Origin of the sequence: Burkholderia sp. MSMB1826, from assembly GCF_001526325.1 — a bacterium.
GTDB lineage: Bacteria > Pseudomonadota > Gammaproteobacteria > Burkholderiales > Burkholderiaceae > Burkholderia.
Genome location: NZ_LOYN01000022.1, coordinates 60472 through 75497 on the forward strand (window position 1 = coordinate 60472; position 15026 = coordinate 75497).

A 15026-nucleotide genomic window follows, 5' to 3' on the forward strand; every position below is an offset into this window, starting at 1 on the left:
CCCCGCCGCGCGTGCGGCCGCGCCTACGCGCGCGGCTGCAGCGCGATCACCGCCATCCCGCCGAGCGCGAGCGCCGCGCCGGCCACGTCCCAGCGGGTCAGCGCGACGCCGTCGACCACCCGCAGCCAGATCAGCGCCACCGCGATGTACACGCCGCCGTACGCGGCGTAAGTGCGCCCCGCCGCGCTCGGGTGCAGCGTCAGCAGCCACGCGAACAGCGCGAGCGACAGGGCGGCCGGCACCAGCAGCCAGGCCGGGCGCCCGGCCTTCAGCACGAGCCACGGCAGATAGCAGCCGACGATTTCGGCCAGCGCGGTAGCGGCGAACAGCGCCGCGATCCTCATCAGTTCGGTCATCCGGTTCCTCGCGAATTCAGCCCGGTCGCGACGGGCGGCGCGACGGCGCCGCGCGCCGCCGATCATACCCGAGCGGGCCGCGCCGGCGCCCCCCGCCAGACGGGCGACTCCGGTCAATTTGCACGATCGTCCGTCATCGTGCTATCATGTCGCCTGTTTCAACATTCAATCTCTGTCTTTTCGATTTTGAGAGAAGTCCGTCCGCACAATGCGGGCCGGTGCCTCGATCGAAATTGCATCCACAGGAAAGCCCGCCCGACAGGCCCGCTTTTCTCGTTTCGTTGCCCCTCCGGGGCGTTGCCGGAACGCCGGACCCTCGTCCGCACCGGCATCTGCCGCCTGCATCACGCGGCCCATTCTTCATGAGCGCACTGTCGCGACGGCCCATCGGGCCCGCGTCGAAGCAGCCCCTCGGCCCTTTGCTGCCTTGCGCAGTCAGTGCTCGATGGTCTGCCCCGACGCGCAGCACACGACCCCGCGCTCGCCGGCAAACCGTGTCGGACGGCCTGCCCGTTCCGGCGCTGTCAAAGGAGTGCATGACCTTGACCGCAACACACGTCAGCCCGACCGCTGTCTCTTCCCCCGCTTCGTCGTCCGCCGAAGCCCCGCTCGCCGTGGACGACATCACCGTCGTCGACCAGAGCCTGCTCAAGCGCGCCGTCAGCGCGATGGCCATCGGCAATGCGATGGAATGGTTCGACTTCGGCGTCTACAGCTATATCGCCGTCACGCTCGGCAAGGTGTTCTTCCCGTCCAGCAGCCCGTCCGCGCAGTTGCTCGCCACCTTCGGCACGTTCGCGGCCGCGTTCCTCGTGCGTCCGCTCGGCGGCATGGTGTTCGGCCCGCTCGGCGACCGCATCGGCCGCCAGCGCGTGCTCGCCGCCACGATGATCATGATGGCCGTCGGCACCTTCGCGATCGGCCTGATCCCCAGCTACGCGTCCATCGGGATCATGGCGCCCGTGCTGCTGCTCGTCGCCCGCCTCGTGCAGGGCTTCTCCACCGGCGGCGAATACGGCGGCGCCGCCACCTTCATCGCCGAGTTCTCGACCGACAAGCGCCGCGGCTTCATGGGCAGCTTCCTCGAATTCGGCACGCTGATCGGCTATGTGCTGGGCGCGGGCGTCGTCGCGCTGCTCACCGCGTCGCTGTCGCAGGACGCGCTGCTGTCGTGGGGCTGGCGCGTGCCGTTCCTGATCGCCGGCCCGCTCGGCCTGATCGGTCTCTACATCCGGATGAAGCTCGAGGAAACGCCCGCGTTCAAGCGCCAGGCCGAACAGCGCGAAGCGCAGGACAAGGCCGTGCCGAAAGCGCGCTTTCGCGAGACGCTGCTGCGCAACTGGCGTGCGCTGCTGCTGTGCGTCGGCCTCGTGCTGATCTTCAACGTGACCGATTACATGGTGCTGTCGTACCTGCCGAGCTTCATGTCGTCGACGCTGCATTTCGACGAATCGCACAGCCTCGTGCTGGTGCTGATCGTGATGGTGCTGATGATGCCGATGACGCTGTACGCCGGCCGCCTGTCGGACAAGGTCGGCCGCAAGCCGGTGATGCTCGCCGGCTGCGTCGGCCTGCTGGTGCTGTCGATCCCGTCGCTGATGCTGATCCATGCGGGCACCACGGCGTCGGTGTTCGGCGGCCTGCTGATCCTCGGCGTGCTGCTGTCGTGCTTCACCGGCGTGATGCCGTCGGCGCTGCCCGCGCTGTTCCCGACCGAGATCCGTTACGGCGCGCTCGCGATCGGCTTCAACGTGTCGGTGTCGCTGTTCGGCGGCACGACGCCGCTCGTCACCGCGTGGCTCGTCGACGTGACGCACAACCTGATGATGCCCGCGTACTACCTGATGGGCGCCGCGCTGGTAGGCATCGTGTCGGTCGTCGCGCTCGCCGAAACCGCGCGCCAGCCGCTGAAGGGCTCGCCGCCGGCCGTCGCGACGCGCCGCGAAGCGCATCAGCTCGCGCGCCAGTTGCGCGAGGAGAACGACGAGTCGGACATCTACGGCGTCGCGACTCCCGCACGCGCATGAGCGTCGCTCAATGAAAAAGCCCCGGCCGAAGCCGGGGCCCGATCGAACCCGATCCGCCCGACCGGCTTGCGCCGGCCGGGCTTTTTTTCATCCGCGCGCCGCGAACGTGCTCATGCGTGCGCTTCGCAGTGACGGCAGAAGATCAGCGCGCGCGAGCGCGACACGGCCGCCTGCGCGCCGCGCGCCGCCACGATCAGCCCGACCTGGCCGAGATTGAAGTCGCGCTCGACCATCAGCTGCGCCAGCGCGGCAAGCGGCAACACGACGGACGGGTGGTACAGACTCGATTCGATCAGGGCTTTCATCATCGGCTCCATCTGGCAACGCGTAATTCGATGGAGTGGATTCTAGGGATCGGTCGCCTCCGGATAAACAGCGCGAATGCGAAGTCACTTGTCAGCCGTCGAGAACAATCGGCAGCGACTGGCCGGACACGAGCCGGCGGCGTCCAACGTCGATGTGCGACGGCCCGGCGCGCGAGCTCTAGGCGAGCGGCGTTTCGACGAAGGCCGGCAGCGCTTCCGCCCGCGCGGAATGCGCGGCGAGCGCCGGATAACGGGCCGGATCGATCCGCGCAAGCACCGGGTAATCTGCGGCCACGAATTGCGTGAAGCGCCACGCCACCGCGACCGTCACGTCGGACTGCAGCAGCCGCGCACCGCCGAACCAGCCGTTGGTGGCCGCGACCAGCGGCTCCAGTGCGCCGTATGCGGCTTCGAGCTGGCTCAGCACGCGCTCGACCCACGGTTCGTGCTGCTTGTCCGACGGCCGCAGCGCCTGCTCGTAGACGACCTGCACGGTCTTCTCGGCGGCGGCCAGCGCGAACCCGATCGGCACCAGCGCGCGCAGCCGGGCATCGACGGCGTCGGGCAGCAGGCGCCGCTCCGGCGCGGCCAGGTGGTCGAGATAGTCGACGATCAGCGACGAATCGATCAGCGTCGCGCCGCCGTCGGTCACGAGCGTCGGCGCCTTGACGACCGGGTTGATCGTCCTGAACTGCTCGACATGACGAAACACCGAGAGCGACTCGTGTTCGAACGGGAGGTCGAGCAGCTTCGCCGAGATGGCGACGCGGCGCACGAACGGGGAATCCAGCATGCCGATCAGCTTCATCGCAAACGCTCCGCTTCGAGGAAATGGAAGCGACGACTGTAGCAGCGTCGCGCGGCAGCGCATAGGGCCCGTTCAGGCCAATAGCGGGCTTGCGCCGGCCATTGCGTGCCCGTGCGCTCGACACGCCGCGTTAGCCGGCCGCAACGAGCTCGCACTGCCCGTCCACAGTGACCATAATGCAGGTTCACGCTCCTTCCGCCCCAGGGTCCGCCATGTGGTACGCCGTCGTCGAGCAGCAGCGGGAATGGATGCGCGCATGGCGCGCGGCGACGCGATACGCGTTCGATGCGTGGCCCGCGGCGTCGCTGCCGCATGCCGCGTCGTCGTGCTACGACGACCTGTTCGAACCGCTGCTCGGGCCGCAGGCCGCGCCGCCGGGCTTCGACCTCGCGTGGCCGGACGTCGGCGAGCAGGTCGTCGCGCACACGCCGTTTTGCGACTTGCGGCGCTTCGCGCACGCCGATGCGCGCCGCACGGTGTTGCTGTGCGCGCCGCTCGTCGGGCACGCGGCCGTGATGATGCGGGAAACCGCCGAAACGCTGCTCGCCGATGGCGACGTCTGCGTGACCGACTGGCGCAATGCGCGCGACGTGCCGCTCGCGGCAGGCCGTTTCGGGCTCGACGAGTACGTCGCGATGCTCGACGACTTCGTCGCCACCCTCCAGCGCGACGATCGGCCGCTGCACGTCGTCGCCGTGTGCCAGGCGACCGTACCGGCGCTCGGCGCACTCGCGCTGCGCGCCGCACGCGGCCTCGCGCCGCCCGCGAGCATCACGCTGATCGGCGGCCCGCTCGACGCGCGGCTGAACCCCAGTGCGCTCGGCGCCGCGGCCGCCGCCCATTCGCTCGACTGGTGCCGGCGCCACCTGATCGACATCGTGCCGCCCGGCTTCGCGGGGCACGGCCGCGCCGTGTTCCCGACCTATCTGCAGCAGGGCGAGATCGCGCTCCTGTATCCGCAACGCTTCCTGACGCTGATCGAAACCTACGCGCTGGCGGCGTCGCGTTTCGACATGAGCGGGCTTGCCGACGCCCGGCGGGCGCTGCGCGAATACACGGCGCTGCTCGACATGCCGGCCGACTATTTTCTCGACACGGTCGACGTCGTGTTCCAGCGCATGCTGCTCGCGACCGGCGCGTGGCGCGTGCGTGGCCGGCGCGTCGACCCCGCCGCGCTGCGCGACGTCGCGCTGCTGACCGTCGAAGGCGCCCGCGACGCGGTCACGGGCGCTGGGCAGACGCATGCGGCGCTCGCCCTGTGCAGCGGCCTGTCGGCCGACGAGCGCCATCGCGTCGACATCGACGATTGCGATCACTACGGGCTGTTTACGGGGCCACGCTGGCACGGCAACGTCCATCCGGCGCTGCAGCGCGTGTTCGCGCTGGCGGAAGCCGGCCGAGCGCGCCCGCGCCGGAGCCGTCGGACGTGACGCCGCGTCAGGGGCGCGCCGCGTCGAGCAGCGCGCGCACCTCGTCGTCGCTCGTCTGCTCGAAGCGCGCGTAGAACTGGCTGATCCCGAAGAACCGCAGCGGCTGCGACACCGTGACGAACGCGTCGGCCAGGCCGTCGAACGCGTGCGCCGCACCCGCCGGCGCGACCGGCACCGCCGCGACGATGCGCGCCGGGTGGCGCTCGCGCAGCGCCTGCAGCGCGACGCGCATCGACGCGCCGGTCGCGACGCCGTCGTCGACGACGATCGCGATGCGTCCGTCCACCGCCTGCGGCGGCACCGCGCCGCGGTACAGCGCCTCGCGGCGTTGCAGTTCGGCCGTCTCGCGCGCGATCACGTCGGAGAGTTGCGCATCGGAGACGTCCATCGCACGGATCACCGAGCGTTGCAGATGCATCGCGCCGCCCGTCGCGATCGCGCCCATCGCGAGTTCGGGGTCGAACGGCACGCCGAGCTTGCGCACGACCAGCACGTCGAGGGGCGCGCGCAGCGCGCACGCGACCGGATACGCGACGGGCACGCCGCCGCGCGGCAACGCGAGCACGACCACATCGCTTCGCCCTGCGTATTCGCGCAACGCGTCGGCCAGTTGGCGGCCCGCGTCGGCGCGATCGGCAAAACCGCTTTCGGTCACGATCGACTCCCTGCCGTTGCGCCGCGTGCGCGCCACCCGCGCCGGCGCCTGTCAACGAGGATGGTGCATCGCTCGCGCCGATGCAAGCAGGGTCACACCGGCGCGACGCGCCGCAACGAAGGGTCAGAGACCGCCGGCCTGCCGGTACAGCCGCCAGAACGACTGGGCGTAGGACTGCGCGAGTTCGGGTGCGCGCCGGAACACGTTCACCGTGTCCGCGTGCTCGGCCGCGCCGTCGGACAGCGTCGTCAGCGCGACGCTGTCGTCGACGATCACGAAGCGCGACGCGGGGCCGCCGCCCCGGGAGTCGATCGCGACGTCGATGCCCGCGGATTTCAGATAGCCGGCGCCGCTGTACCTGCCCGCACGCGGCGGGCGCACCAGCACGACGCGCACTTCGATCCCGCGCGCGCGGGCCGAGCGCAGCGCGCTCGCGACAGCCGGCGGCACCTGCGTATAGCCGGCCAGCAGCACGCGGCGCTGCGCCTGTTCGATCAGGTCGACGGTCGCGTCGGCCGCCGCGTTGTCATACGAAAAGTACGTGCCGACCGATGCGGCGTCGGACGGAATATGGCTGGCGTGGACGCTCGTCGCGCAGCAGAACGCGGCGAGAATGAAGGCGGCTGGTCTCATGGCGGGCGCCATTGTAGCGACGCCATTTCGCGTGGCAAGGGGCGGCGGCGACGCTGCTGCGCCGGCGCAACACACGGTGCGAAACAGGTGCCCGGCGGCCGGGTTTCAGCCGGGTTTCGCCGTGCCGATCAGCCGGCCGCGACGCGCGCGAGCCAGTTCGTCACGCCTTCGACGGAACGGAAATCCGCGAGGCTGCGCGCCGGCAACGCGGGATACGCGCCGGCGGCCATCTCGGCCAGCGCGCGGCCGGGGCCGAGTTCGAGAAACGCGGTTGCGCCGGCCTCCACGCACGCGGCAAGACAGGCCGCCCACTCGACCGGCTCGGCGATCTGCCGCGCGAGCTTGTCGAGGCCCATGTCGACCTCGAGCACCGACGCGCCGTCGATCCCCGAAAACAGCCGCGTGCCGGGCAACGGCCGACGCACGGGTGTCGTGGCCAGCGTCGCGCGGAATGCGGGTACGGCCGCCGCGAGCCGGCGCGTGTGCGACGCGATCCGCACGCAGACGGGCGCGACGCGCAGCGCGCCGGCACGGGTCGCATCGTCGGCCACGGCATCGACATCGGCGCGCCGCCCGGCGACCACGAACGCATCGCCGGGATTCGCGATCGCGATGGCCGCGTCGCGACCGTCGCACAGCCGCGCGAGTTGCGGGCGCGTCAGGCCGCGCACGAACACCATCCGCTCGTCGCCGCCGCTCGCGGCATCCATTTCGCGTGCCCGCGCGGCGGCCAGCTCGAGCGCATCGTGCGGGTCGATCATCCCCGCGACGCTCCACGAGCCGACCTCGCCGACGCTGTAGCCCGCGACGCAACGCCGGCGCGGCCACGCCGCGTCGAGCAGCGCCGCCGCCGCGAGCGCCTGGACCGTGCAAAGAATCTGCGCGGCGCGGTTTTCCCGCAGCGCGTCGGGTCCGGCCTGCCGGACCCACGCGCGCGGATCGTCGCCGAGCAGCCGGCCCGCATGCGCGAACAGTGCGTCGGCCTGCGGCGCCGACCCGGTCAGGTCGAACATGTCGGCGCGTTGCGCCCCCTGCCCCGAGCACAGAATGGCCAGCGTCATCGCGCGTCCCCTTCGGCGTCGAGCGCATCGACGAACACGCTCATCGCGAGCAGGTCGGCCGCGCCGCCCGGGCTCAGCCGGCGCGCGACGAACGCACGATGCGCGGCCGCCGCGCGCAGCCGCCAGTCGGGCGTGCGCACGCCGCCGCGCGCGACGAACGCGCGGGCGGTCGCACGGGCGAAATCGAGGCCGTCCCGGCCGCCCCGATGCAGCAGATTCGTGTCGTCGAGCACGGCGATCAACGCGAAGCACGCGGCAACCCGCGCGGCTTCCGGATCGTCCGGCAGGTCGCGCCGTGCGCGGCGCAGCGCGGGCAGCCCGACCGCGTACACGGACGGGAAACCGTCGGCGGCTTCGCGACGCGCGCCGCCGACACCGTAGCGACGGCTGGCGCACTCGCCGTGGCTGTCCGGCAAACGCGGGCCGCCGAGGATCTCGACGCCCCAGCGACCGGCCACGAACGCACCGAGCGTGGTGCCGTCCGGCATCGCGCCCGGCCGCGCGCGCCGGCCGGCGGCCGCGCACAGCAGCCCGAGCCCGAAGATCGCGCCGCGATGCGTATTGACGCCGCCGGTCGCGGCGAGCATCGCGTGTTCGGCTCGCAGGCCGATCTTGCGCAGCACGGCCATGTCCGCGTCGCGCGCGCCCGCGTCGGCGAGTTCCGCGAAGTACGGTCGCAGCACGGCCGCGCTGCGCGCGAACGTCGCCGCGTCCATGTCCGCGTGACTGCCGGTGTCGACGTGACTGACGAGGCCCGGCTTCGGATAGGTCTCGATCTCGAGCACGAGGCTGCGCTCGGCCAGCGCGGCGATGCGCTCGGCATCGGACGGCCCCGCCAAGCGGCAGGCACCGCGGGCGCTCATCGCGTGCCTCCGGCGAATGCGTCGGCGCGCATCAGCTCGACGGCCCGCGCGGTCTTCACCGCGACTTCAGGCAACCGCGCGTGCAGTTCGCGCCAGTTGACGCCCGCGCCGTCGTCGCGCAGCAGCTCGCCGTCGATGCGCATCGGCGCGCGCGCGTCGATCGCCGCGAGACCGTCGAGCAACGGCGCGAGCGACGCGGGGTCGGGCAGCGGAAATACGATGTCGAGATCGGATGACGCGCTCAGGTAAGCCTCGCCCGTCAGCGCCTGCCAGGCGAGGCTACCGAACACGCGGCCCTGCACGCCGCAGCGCGCGCCGAGCGCATCGAGCGCGCGCAACGGCGCGTGCCATGCCGCGGGCGCGGCGGCGCGCACGTCCGTCAACGTCGGCAGCGGACCGACCGTCGCGAGCGCGTCGGCGGACACGTTCAGCGCGATGCGCCGCTTGCCTGCCGAAGGCGGCAGCGGCAGGCCGAGCGGCACGCGGCCGGCATCGGCTTCATCCGGCGACGCGCGACGCACGATCAGCGGCCAGCCGCGTGCGGCCCATGCGCGTACGAGCGGGTCGCCCGCGAGCGCGGGGTCGCGGGCGAATGCCGCGCCCCACCCGCCCGCCGTCAGCGTGACGAGCGTATGGCGGCGCAGCGGCAGCTCAGCGTGCGGCACGCGCGAGTGCCTCGACGCGGGCGGCGACGTCGGTCGCGATCGGCCTGCCGCGCGCCGCGCGCCGGTCGATGCGCTCGGCCGGCTTGCCGAGCCATTCGCCGACCTGCGCGTCGAGCGCGCGGGACGGATCGAGCACGGCGTCGACGGCGCCCATCTTCACGAGATTGTCGAGGCCCGGCGCGAACACCGGTGTCGAACGCGCCATCTCCTTCAGCACGTCGATCGCCAGCTTGGTCACGCGCGACATCGACGGCAGATCCATCACCTCGGGCTCGGCGCCCGGCACCGCGAGCAGCGTACGCGTCGCGAGCGCGGTCGCGATGAATGCGCCGGCGGCCGTGTGGCCGTACAGCACGCCGATCGTCCGGTGCCCGGCGAGATCCGCGTGCATCAGGCACTTCGCGAGATGCGACAGCCCTTCGTTCAGGCCGAGCAATTCGTCGCGCTTGCTCATCCGCTGGCTGTCGCTGTCGACCAGCACGAGGATCGGCGTGTCGCCGCCGCGCGCGACCGTCTCGAGCACGTGCGACGCGAGCGTCAGCGCCTCATCGATGCCGAACGGCAGGCGCTCGGCAACGCCGATCACGTCGACGCGCACGCCGGCCAGTTCCGCGTGGCCCGTCAGCAGGCCGCCGTTGCGCGCAATCGCGTGGCCCGCGGGAAACAGCGCGTTCAGTACTTCATCGAGCGTCATGCTGCCTCCCGCCGGGCCGCCCCAAGGGAAGCAGGCGCCCCCTCGGGGCGCAGCGAACGAAGTGAGCGTGGGGGTCGTTTCATTTCTGCTCCTGTAACTGGTCGGCGAGCCTGGCGAATTCGTCGTCGGACATGCCGGGAATCGCTTCCGGCCGATCCGCGCCGAGCATGCGCCACACGTCGAGCGCATCCTGGCAAGCGCCGAACCGCTCGACCCGCGCTTCGAGGCGCGCCTGCTCCGCGCGCAGCATCGCCGCATCGAACGCCGGCGCCCGGTCGATCAGCGCGAGCGCGGCCGCGCGGAACGCGGCCGGCGTATCGGCCACGTAGCGATCGGCGCCGCCGATCAGCCGCCGGTGCTTGCCGCCCATCGTGCGCCAGATCAGCGCGCGATCCTTCGAGTCGAATTCCTCGACGCCGCGATTGGTCTCGATCACCTCGGGGCCCGACACGCTGATGCGCCCCTGCTCCGACACCGCGAGCGCGGAACAGCACGCGGCGAGCAACCCGCCGCCGCCGTAGCAGCCCGCGCGCCCGCCGATCAGCCCGATCACCGGCACGCCGGCCGCACGCGCTTCGACGAGCGCGCGCATGATCTCGGCGATCGCGAGCTCGCCCGCGTTCGCTTCCTGCAGCCGCACGCCACCCGTATCGAACAGGATCAGCACCGGCTTGCCGACTTCGCGCGCGGCGCGCAGCAAGCCGGTGAGCTTCGCGCCGTGCACTTCGCCGAACGCGCCGCCCATGAAGCGGCCCTCCTGCGCGGCGACGAATACCGGCCGGCCGTCGAGCCGGCCGTGGCCGACCACCATCCCGTCGTCGAACTGCTGCGGCAGATCGAACAGCGGCAGATGCGGGCTCGTCACGCGCTCGGCCGGCCCCAGGAATTCGTCGAAACTGCCCGCGTCGAGCAGCCCGTCGATACGCTGCCGCGCCGATGCTTCGTACCAGCTCGCCGCATTTGCGACGAACGCCGGCGCGTCGTGAATCGCGTCGCTCATCATGCGTCTCCCTCGATCGCGCGCACGGCCTGCGCGAGCCGCAGCGACACCATGTCGGGGCGCGCGCCGCCGTCGTTGATCGACAGCTTCAGACCGCCCGGCGTGCGCCGCTCGACGAAATCCGACACGACCGCCTGCCAGACCGCGCCGAAACCGACGGCCGCGGTGCGGATGTCGATCTCGCATTCGTTGCCCGGCAGCACGCGCTCGACCAGCACCTCGAGGTTGCCGGACGCGACCACGCCGACGAGCGCCGCGGCCTGCTCGCCCTTCGCGCGTTCGCGCGCGGTGAAGCGATAGTTCAACTGTTCCATGCCCTCTTCCTCACCAGTTGCGGAACCGCGCCGGCGGCGCATAGAGCCCGCCCGACCAGTGCACGAGATCCTTGATCGAACGCGCGGCGAGCCAGCGGCGGTCGGCGTCGAGCGGATCGATGCCGAGATCTTCCGGGCGGCGGATCACGCCGCGCTCGCGCAGCCGTTCGACCAGCTTCCGGTCGCGGCCGCGGCCGACGTCCGTATAGCCGGCGACGCCGCGGATCGCGTGCTCGCGTTCGTCCTTGTCGCGGCACATCAGCAGGTTCGCGATTCCTTCCTCGGTGACGATGTGCGTGACGTCGTCGCCATACACCATGATCGGCGCGAGATCGAGCTGCAGCTTGTCGGCGAGCTTCAGCGCGTCGAGCTTCTCGACGAACATCGGCACGTTCTTGTCGCCGAACGTCTCGCCGATCTGCACGACCAGCTTGCGGCCGCGCCGCAGCGCCGCCGGCGTGTCGGGGTCGGCTTGCGCGCCGGCCTTCAGCCACGGCTCGCTCGGATGGCGGCGGCCGCGCGCGTCGCTGCCCATGTTCGGCGCGCCGCCGAAGCCGGCGATCCGCTCGGCCGTGACCGTCGACGAATGGCCCGCCAGGTCGATCTGCAGCGTCGAGCCGATGAACATGTCGCACGCGTAGAGGCCGGCCGTCTGACAGAACGCGCGGTTCGAGCGCAGCGATCCGTCGGGGCCCGTGAACCACACGTCGGAGCGCGCACGGATGTAGTCGTCCATCCCGACTTCGGAGCCGAAGCAGTGGATCTGCTCGACCCAGCCCGATTCGATCGCGGGAATCAGCGTCGGATGCGGATTGAGCGCCCAGTGCGTGCAGACCTTGCCCTTCAGCCCGAGCTTCTCGCCGTAGGTCGGCAGCAGCAGCTCGATCGCGGCCGTGTTGAAGCCGATCCCGTGATTCAGGCGGCGGATGCCGTACGGTTCGTAGATGCCCTTGATCGCGAGCATCGCGGTCAGGATCTGCGTTTCGGTGATCGCCGCCGGATCGCGCGTAAACAGCGGCTCGACGTAGAACGGCCGACCGGCCTCGACGACGAAATGCACGCGATCGCCCGGGATGTCGACGCGCGGCACCTTGTCGACGATGCGGTCGACCTGCGCGATCACGATGCCGTCCTTGAACGCGGTGGCCTCGACGACGGTCGGCGTGTCCTCGGTGTTCGGGCCGGTGTACAGGTTGCCGTCGGCGTCGGCGCTCACGGCCGCGATCAGCGCGACCTGCGGCGTAAGGTCGATGAAATAGCGGGCGAACAGTTCGAGGTAGGTATGCACCGCGCCGAGCGCGATCTTGCCGCCGAACAGCAGCTTCGCAATGCGCTGCGACTGCGGGCCCGAATACGCGAAGTCGAGACGCTTCGCGATCCCGCGCTCGAACACGTCGAGATGCTCGGGCAGCACGACGCCCGACTGCACCATGTGCAGGTCGTGGATCTTCGCGCTGTCGACGTCGGCGAGCGCGGTGGCGAGCAAGTCGGCCTGCTTCTGGTTGTCGCCTTCGAGGCAGACGCGGTCGCCGGGCCGCAGCACCGCCTCGAGCAACGCGACGGTGTCGCGCGCATCGACCCGCTTGCCGTGCGCGTAGGCCGCGCCGGCCGCGAGGCGTGCATCGCGCGCCTGCCGCGCGTGATTCCATCCCGTCATGAACAGTTCTCCGCTTCGATGGTTCAGCGGCATTCTAAGCCTGGCGCCGCCGCCGATTGATGATGTTGACGAATGCGACTCAGAGGACGCCGCGATGGATGCGGCCCGCCGCGGCCGGCACGCGCCGGCCGCCCGGATCGCACTCGGCGGCTATGCGCCGACCAGCGCGCGCGTCGTGAAGAACAGCAGCGACGGCCCGAGCAGGCAGCCGACGCCGGTATGGAACGTCGCGACCAGCGCGCCGTACGGGACGAGCCGGCGGTCGGTCGCGGCGAGCCCCGCGCTCACGCCGCTGACGGTGCCGGCCAGCCCGCCGAAGATCATCGCGGAGCGCGGCGTCTTCAGGCCCATGAAGTTGGCCGCGACCGGCGTGCCGACCATCACGATGATCGCCTTGACGAGCCCCGTCGCGATGCTGAGTGCGATCACGTCGGAGCTCGCGCCGATCGCCGCGCCCGTGACGGGCCCGACGATGTAGGTGACGGCGCCCGCGCCGATGGTCGTCATGCTGACCGCATCGGTATAGCCGAACGCGCGCGCGATGCACGCGCCGACGATGAACGGCAGCACGGTGCCGAGCAGCAGCGACACGACGCCGACGAGCCCGGCCTTGCGCGCCTCGGTCGGCTGCACCTCGAACGCGGTCGCGACGATCGCGAAATCGCGCAGCATCGCGCCGCCCATCAGGCCGATGCCGGCGAACAGCTTGACGTCGGCCAATCCCTTCTCGCCGCCGGTGAATGCGCCGCCGACGTACGCGAGCACGAGACCGATGACGATCGCGATCGCCGAGCCGTGCACGCGGCCGAACGTGAGCTTGCGCGACGCGATCGAAGACAGCCACATGATCAGGCCGACCAGCGCGAACGAAGCGACGAGCCCGTTGTGGGCGACGGTTTTTTCGAGCATCTGCAGCATGGCGGCCTCCGTTACCGTTCTTCGAATTGCGGCACGCCCGCGAAGGCCGTGTCGTCGCGCCCCATGCGCGCGAGTACCGCGATGCAGCATGCGCAGACCGCGACCGCGCCGACGGCGGCCAGCAGCGCGACCGGCCCGCCCTTGAGCGCGGCGACGACGTTCTGGTTCGCGGCCATCGCGACGACGACCGGGATGTACATCGCGCCCCAGAAACCGACGCCGGCCTCGGTCTCCTTCGGCAGCCAGCCGCGCCGATGCAGCCACAGGCGCAGGCAGATCAGCAGCAGCATCGCGATGCCGACGCCGCCGACGTTGGTCTTCACGCCGATGGCTGCGCCGAGCAGGTCGCCGAGAAACAGTCCGGCCAGGTGGCAGAACGCCAGCAGCGCGGTTCCGTAGATGATCATGAGTCGTCTCCAGTCTCTTCGTGAGGGCGCCTGACGCGTGCGGGAGCCAGGCCCGCACGCCGATCCCGGGCGGACTGTTCGTCTCCTGCGGCGGGGCGCCGCGGCCCGGCGGCTCGTCGTGCGAGCGCGTTCTCGGGGTCGATGGGATGATGCGGGTTCGGGCCGGACGCCGGATGCCTTAGACTGACCGATGCTGCCGGCGGCGCGACACGGGCTACGCGTCCGGCGCCCCCTTCGCGGAGGCCACACTGGCGCGTGATCCGATACTAGCGCCGCAAAATCCGGCCATTTATGAAGTTGTCGAAACCGATTCAGTGGATTTAGCAATGCGTCCGTTACCGCCCGAGCTGCTGCGCAGCTTCGTCGCCGTCGCCCAGTCCGGCAGCTTCACCGCTGCGTCCGAGCGCGTGAGCCTGTCGCAGTCGACCGTCAGCCAGCATATCCGCCGCCTCGAGGAGCTGCTCGACCGGCCGCTGTTCGAGCGCGACACGCGCAACGTGCACCTGTCGCAGCACGGCGACGCGCTGTTCCGCTACGCGGTGCGCATCCTCGAACTGATGGACGAGGCCGTCACGTCGGTATGCGGGCCGCCGCTGTCGGGCAAGGTGCGGCTCGCGATGTCGGAGGATTTCGCGTCGGCGCACCTGACGGCCGCGCTCGCGAGCTTCGTGCAGCGCAACCCGGACGTCGAACTCGCGATCTCGACCGGGCTGTCGGGCGACCTGTTCGACGCGCTCGACGAAGGCCGGCACGATCTCGTGTTCGCGAAACGCATCGCCGGCAGCCGGCGCGGACGCGTGATCCGCAGCGAACCGCTGTACTGGTGCACCGGCCCCGATTCGCCCATCACCGGCCACGAAGCCGTGCTGCCGCTCGCGATGCATCCGGAACCGAGCGTGTCGCGCCGCCGCGTGCTCGAATCGCTCGAAGCCGTCGGGCGCCCTTACCGGATCGCCGTCGTGAGCAGCAGCATCGCGGTGTTGCGGGCGGCCGCGAGCGCGGGGCTCGGCGTCAGCGCGTTCGCCGGCTACGTGATCCCGGCCGGGCTCGCGCGGCTCGAGGCGGGACTGCCGGAACTCGGCGAACTCGAATACGTGATCGATCGCCCGGCGGCCGCGTCGCGCTCGACGCTCGCGCTGGAAGCCACGCTGATCGCGGCGGCGGCCGAGTTGTAACGGCGCCGTGCGCACCTGACGGCTTTGCCCGGCACGCGTCATCGTCCGCGCAGCACCC

At 71.1% G+C, this 15026-nt stretch carries 17 protein-coding genes; 3 read left to right on the top strand and 14 right to left on the bottom strand.

Annotated elements, in window-relative coordinates:
- Positions 1–23: 23 nt before the first annotated feature.
- Complete coding sequence (locus WS95_RS12505) at positions 24–356, bottom strand: YnfA family protein (RefSeq protein ID WP_059824085.1); 333 nt, start codon at positions 354–356, stop codon at positions 24–26.
- Between the two features lie 536 nt (positions 357–892).
- Between WS95_RS12505 and proP the strand changes: the two genes are divergently transcribed.
- Positions 893–2383 carry a glycine betaine/L-proline transporter ProP gene (gene proP / locus WS95_RS12510; RefSeq protein WP_059824087.1) on the top strand — a complete coding sequence of 497 codons (1491 nt, stop codon included), beginning with the start codon at positions 893–895 and terminating at the stop codon, positions 2381–2383.
- Between the two features lie 110 nt (positions 2384–2493).
- On the opposite strand, the gene WS95_RS12515 is transcribed toward proP, so the two are convergent.
- Complete coding sequence (locus WS95_RS12515; protein ID WP_034207872.1) at positions 2494–2691, bottom strand: hypothetical protein; 198 nt, start codon at positions 2689–2691, stop codon at positions 2494–2496.
- A gap of 175 nt (positions 2692–2866) precedes the next feature.
- The gene (locus WS95_RS12520) at positions 2867–3496 is read right to left on the bottom strand and encodes a glutathione S-transferase family protein (RefSeq protein WP_059824089.1); all 630 of its coding nucleotides are present in this window, start codon (positions 3494–3496) and stop codon (positions 2867–2869) included.
- Positions 3497–3708: 212 nt separating this feature from the next.
- Here WS95_RS12520 and WS95_RS12525 point away from each other — a divergent pair, with 212 nt between their 5' ends.
- Positions 3709–4926: a polyhydroxyalkanoate depolymerase gene (locus tag WS95_RS12525; RefSeq protein ID WP_059782625.1), complete on the top strand. Its 1218-nt coding sequence runs from the start codon at positions 3709–3711 to the stop codon at positions 4924–4926.
- A 7-nt stretch (positions 4927–4933) separates the two neighbouring features.
- Here the strand turns inward: WS95_RS12525 and WS95_RS12530 are convergent, their stop codons facing one another.
- From WS95_RS12530 to madL, 11 genes are all read right to left on the bottom strand, one after another.
- On the bottom strand, positions 4934–5581 hold the full coding sequence (locus WS95_RS12530) for a phosphoribosyltransferase (protein WP_059824595.1): 648 nt from the start codon (positions 5579–5581) through the stop codon (positions 4934–4936).
- A 123-nt stretch (positions 5582–5704) separates the two neighbouring features.
- Positions 5705–6226 (bottom strand): phospholipase D-like domain-containing protein, encoded by a 522-nt coding sequence (locus WS95_RS12535; protein WP_059782623.1) that lies wholly within the window; start codon positions 6224–6226, stop codon positions 5705–5707.
- Between the two features lie 116 nt (positions 6227–6342).
- Positions 6343–7275 (bottom strand): acyltransferase domain-containing protein, encoded by a 933-nt coding sequence (locus WS95_RS12540; protein WP_059824091.1) that lies wholly within the window; start codon positions 7273–7275, stop codon positions 6343–6345.
- The gene (mdcB, locus tag WS95_RS12545; RefSeq protein ID WP_059824093.1) at positions 7272–8138 is read right to left on the bottom strand and encodes a triphosphoribosyl-dephospho-CoA synthase MdcB; all 867 of its coding nucleotides are present in this window, start codon (positions 8136–8138) and stop codon (positions 7272–7274) included. The genes WS95_RS12540 and mdcB overlap by 4 nt, the downstream gene beginning before the upstream one ends.
- Positions 8135–8803, bottom strand: a complete 669-nt coding sequence (gene mdcG / locus WS95_RS12550; RefSeq protein ID WP_034206934.1) for a malonate decarboxylase holo-[acyl-carrier-protein] synthase — start codon at positions 8801–8803, stop codon at positions 8135–8137. The genes mdcB and mdcG overlap by 4 nt, the downstream gene beginning before the upstream one ends.
- Positions 8790–9497: a biotin-independent malonate decarboxylase subunit gamma gene (mdcE, locus tag WS95_RS12555; protein WP_059824095.1), complete on the bottom strand. Its 708-nt coding sequence runs from the start codon at positions 9495–9497 to the stop codon at positions 8790–8792. The genes mdcG and mdcE overlap by 14 nt, the downstream gene beginning before the upstream one ends.
- Before the next feature lie 79 nt (positions 9498–9576).
- Positions 9577–10500: a biotin-independent malonate decarboxylase subunit beta gene (locus WS95_RS12560; RefSeq protein ID WP_059824097.1), complete on the bottom strand. Its 924-nt coding sequence runs from the start codon at positions 10498–10500 to the stop codon at positions 9577–9579.
- Positions 10497–10811, bottom strand: a complete 315-nt coding sequence (gene mdcC, locus WS95_RS12565; protein ID WP_006485317.1) for a malonate decarboxylase acyl carrier protein — start codon at positions 10809–10811, stop codon at positions 10497–10499. Before mdcC ends, WS95_RS12560 begins: the two co-directional genes overlap by 4 nt.
- A gap of 10 nt (positions 10812–10821) precedes the next feature.
- Positions 10822–12468, bottom strand: coding sequence for a malonate decarboxylase subunit alpha (mdcA, locus tag WS95_RS12570; protein WP_034206931.1), 1647 nt, complete (start codon positions 12466–12468; stop codon positions 10822–10824).
- 150 nt (positions 12469–12618) lie between these two features.
- A complete protein-coding gene (gene madM / locus WS95_RS12575) occupies positions 12619–13386 on the bottom strand; it encodes a malonate transporter subunit MadM (RefSeq protein ID WP_027784056.1) in 768 nt (255 codons plus the stop codon).
- 11 nt (positions 13387–13397) lie between these two features.
- Entirely contained in the window at positions 13398–13793 is a 396-nt protein-coding gene (madL, locus tag WS95_RS12580) for a malonate transporter subunit MadL (RefSeq protein WP_034206930.1), read from the bottom strand.
- 326 nt (positions 13794–14119) lie between these two features.
- Here madL and WS95_RS12585 point away from each other — a divergent pair, with 326 nt between their 5' ends.
- Positions 14120–14968, top strand: coding sequence for a LysR substrate-binding domain-containing protein (locus WS95_RS12585; protein WP_034206929.1), 849 nt, complete (start codon positions 14120–14122; stop codon positions 14966–14968).
- The last annotated feature ends 58 nt before the right edge of the window (positions 14969–15026 follow it).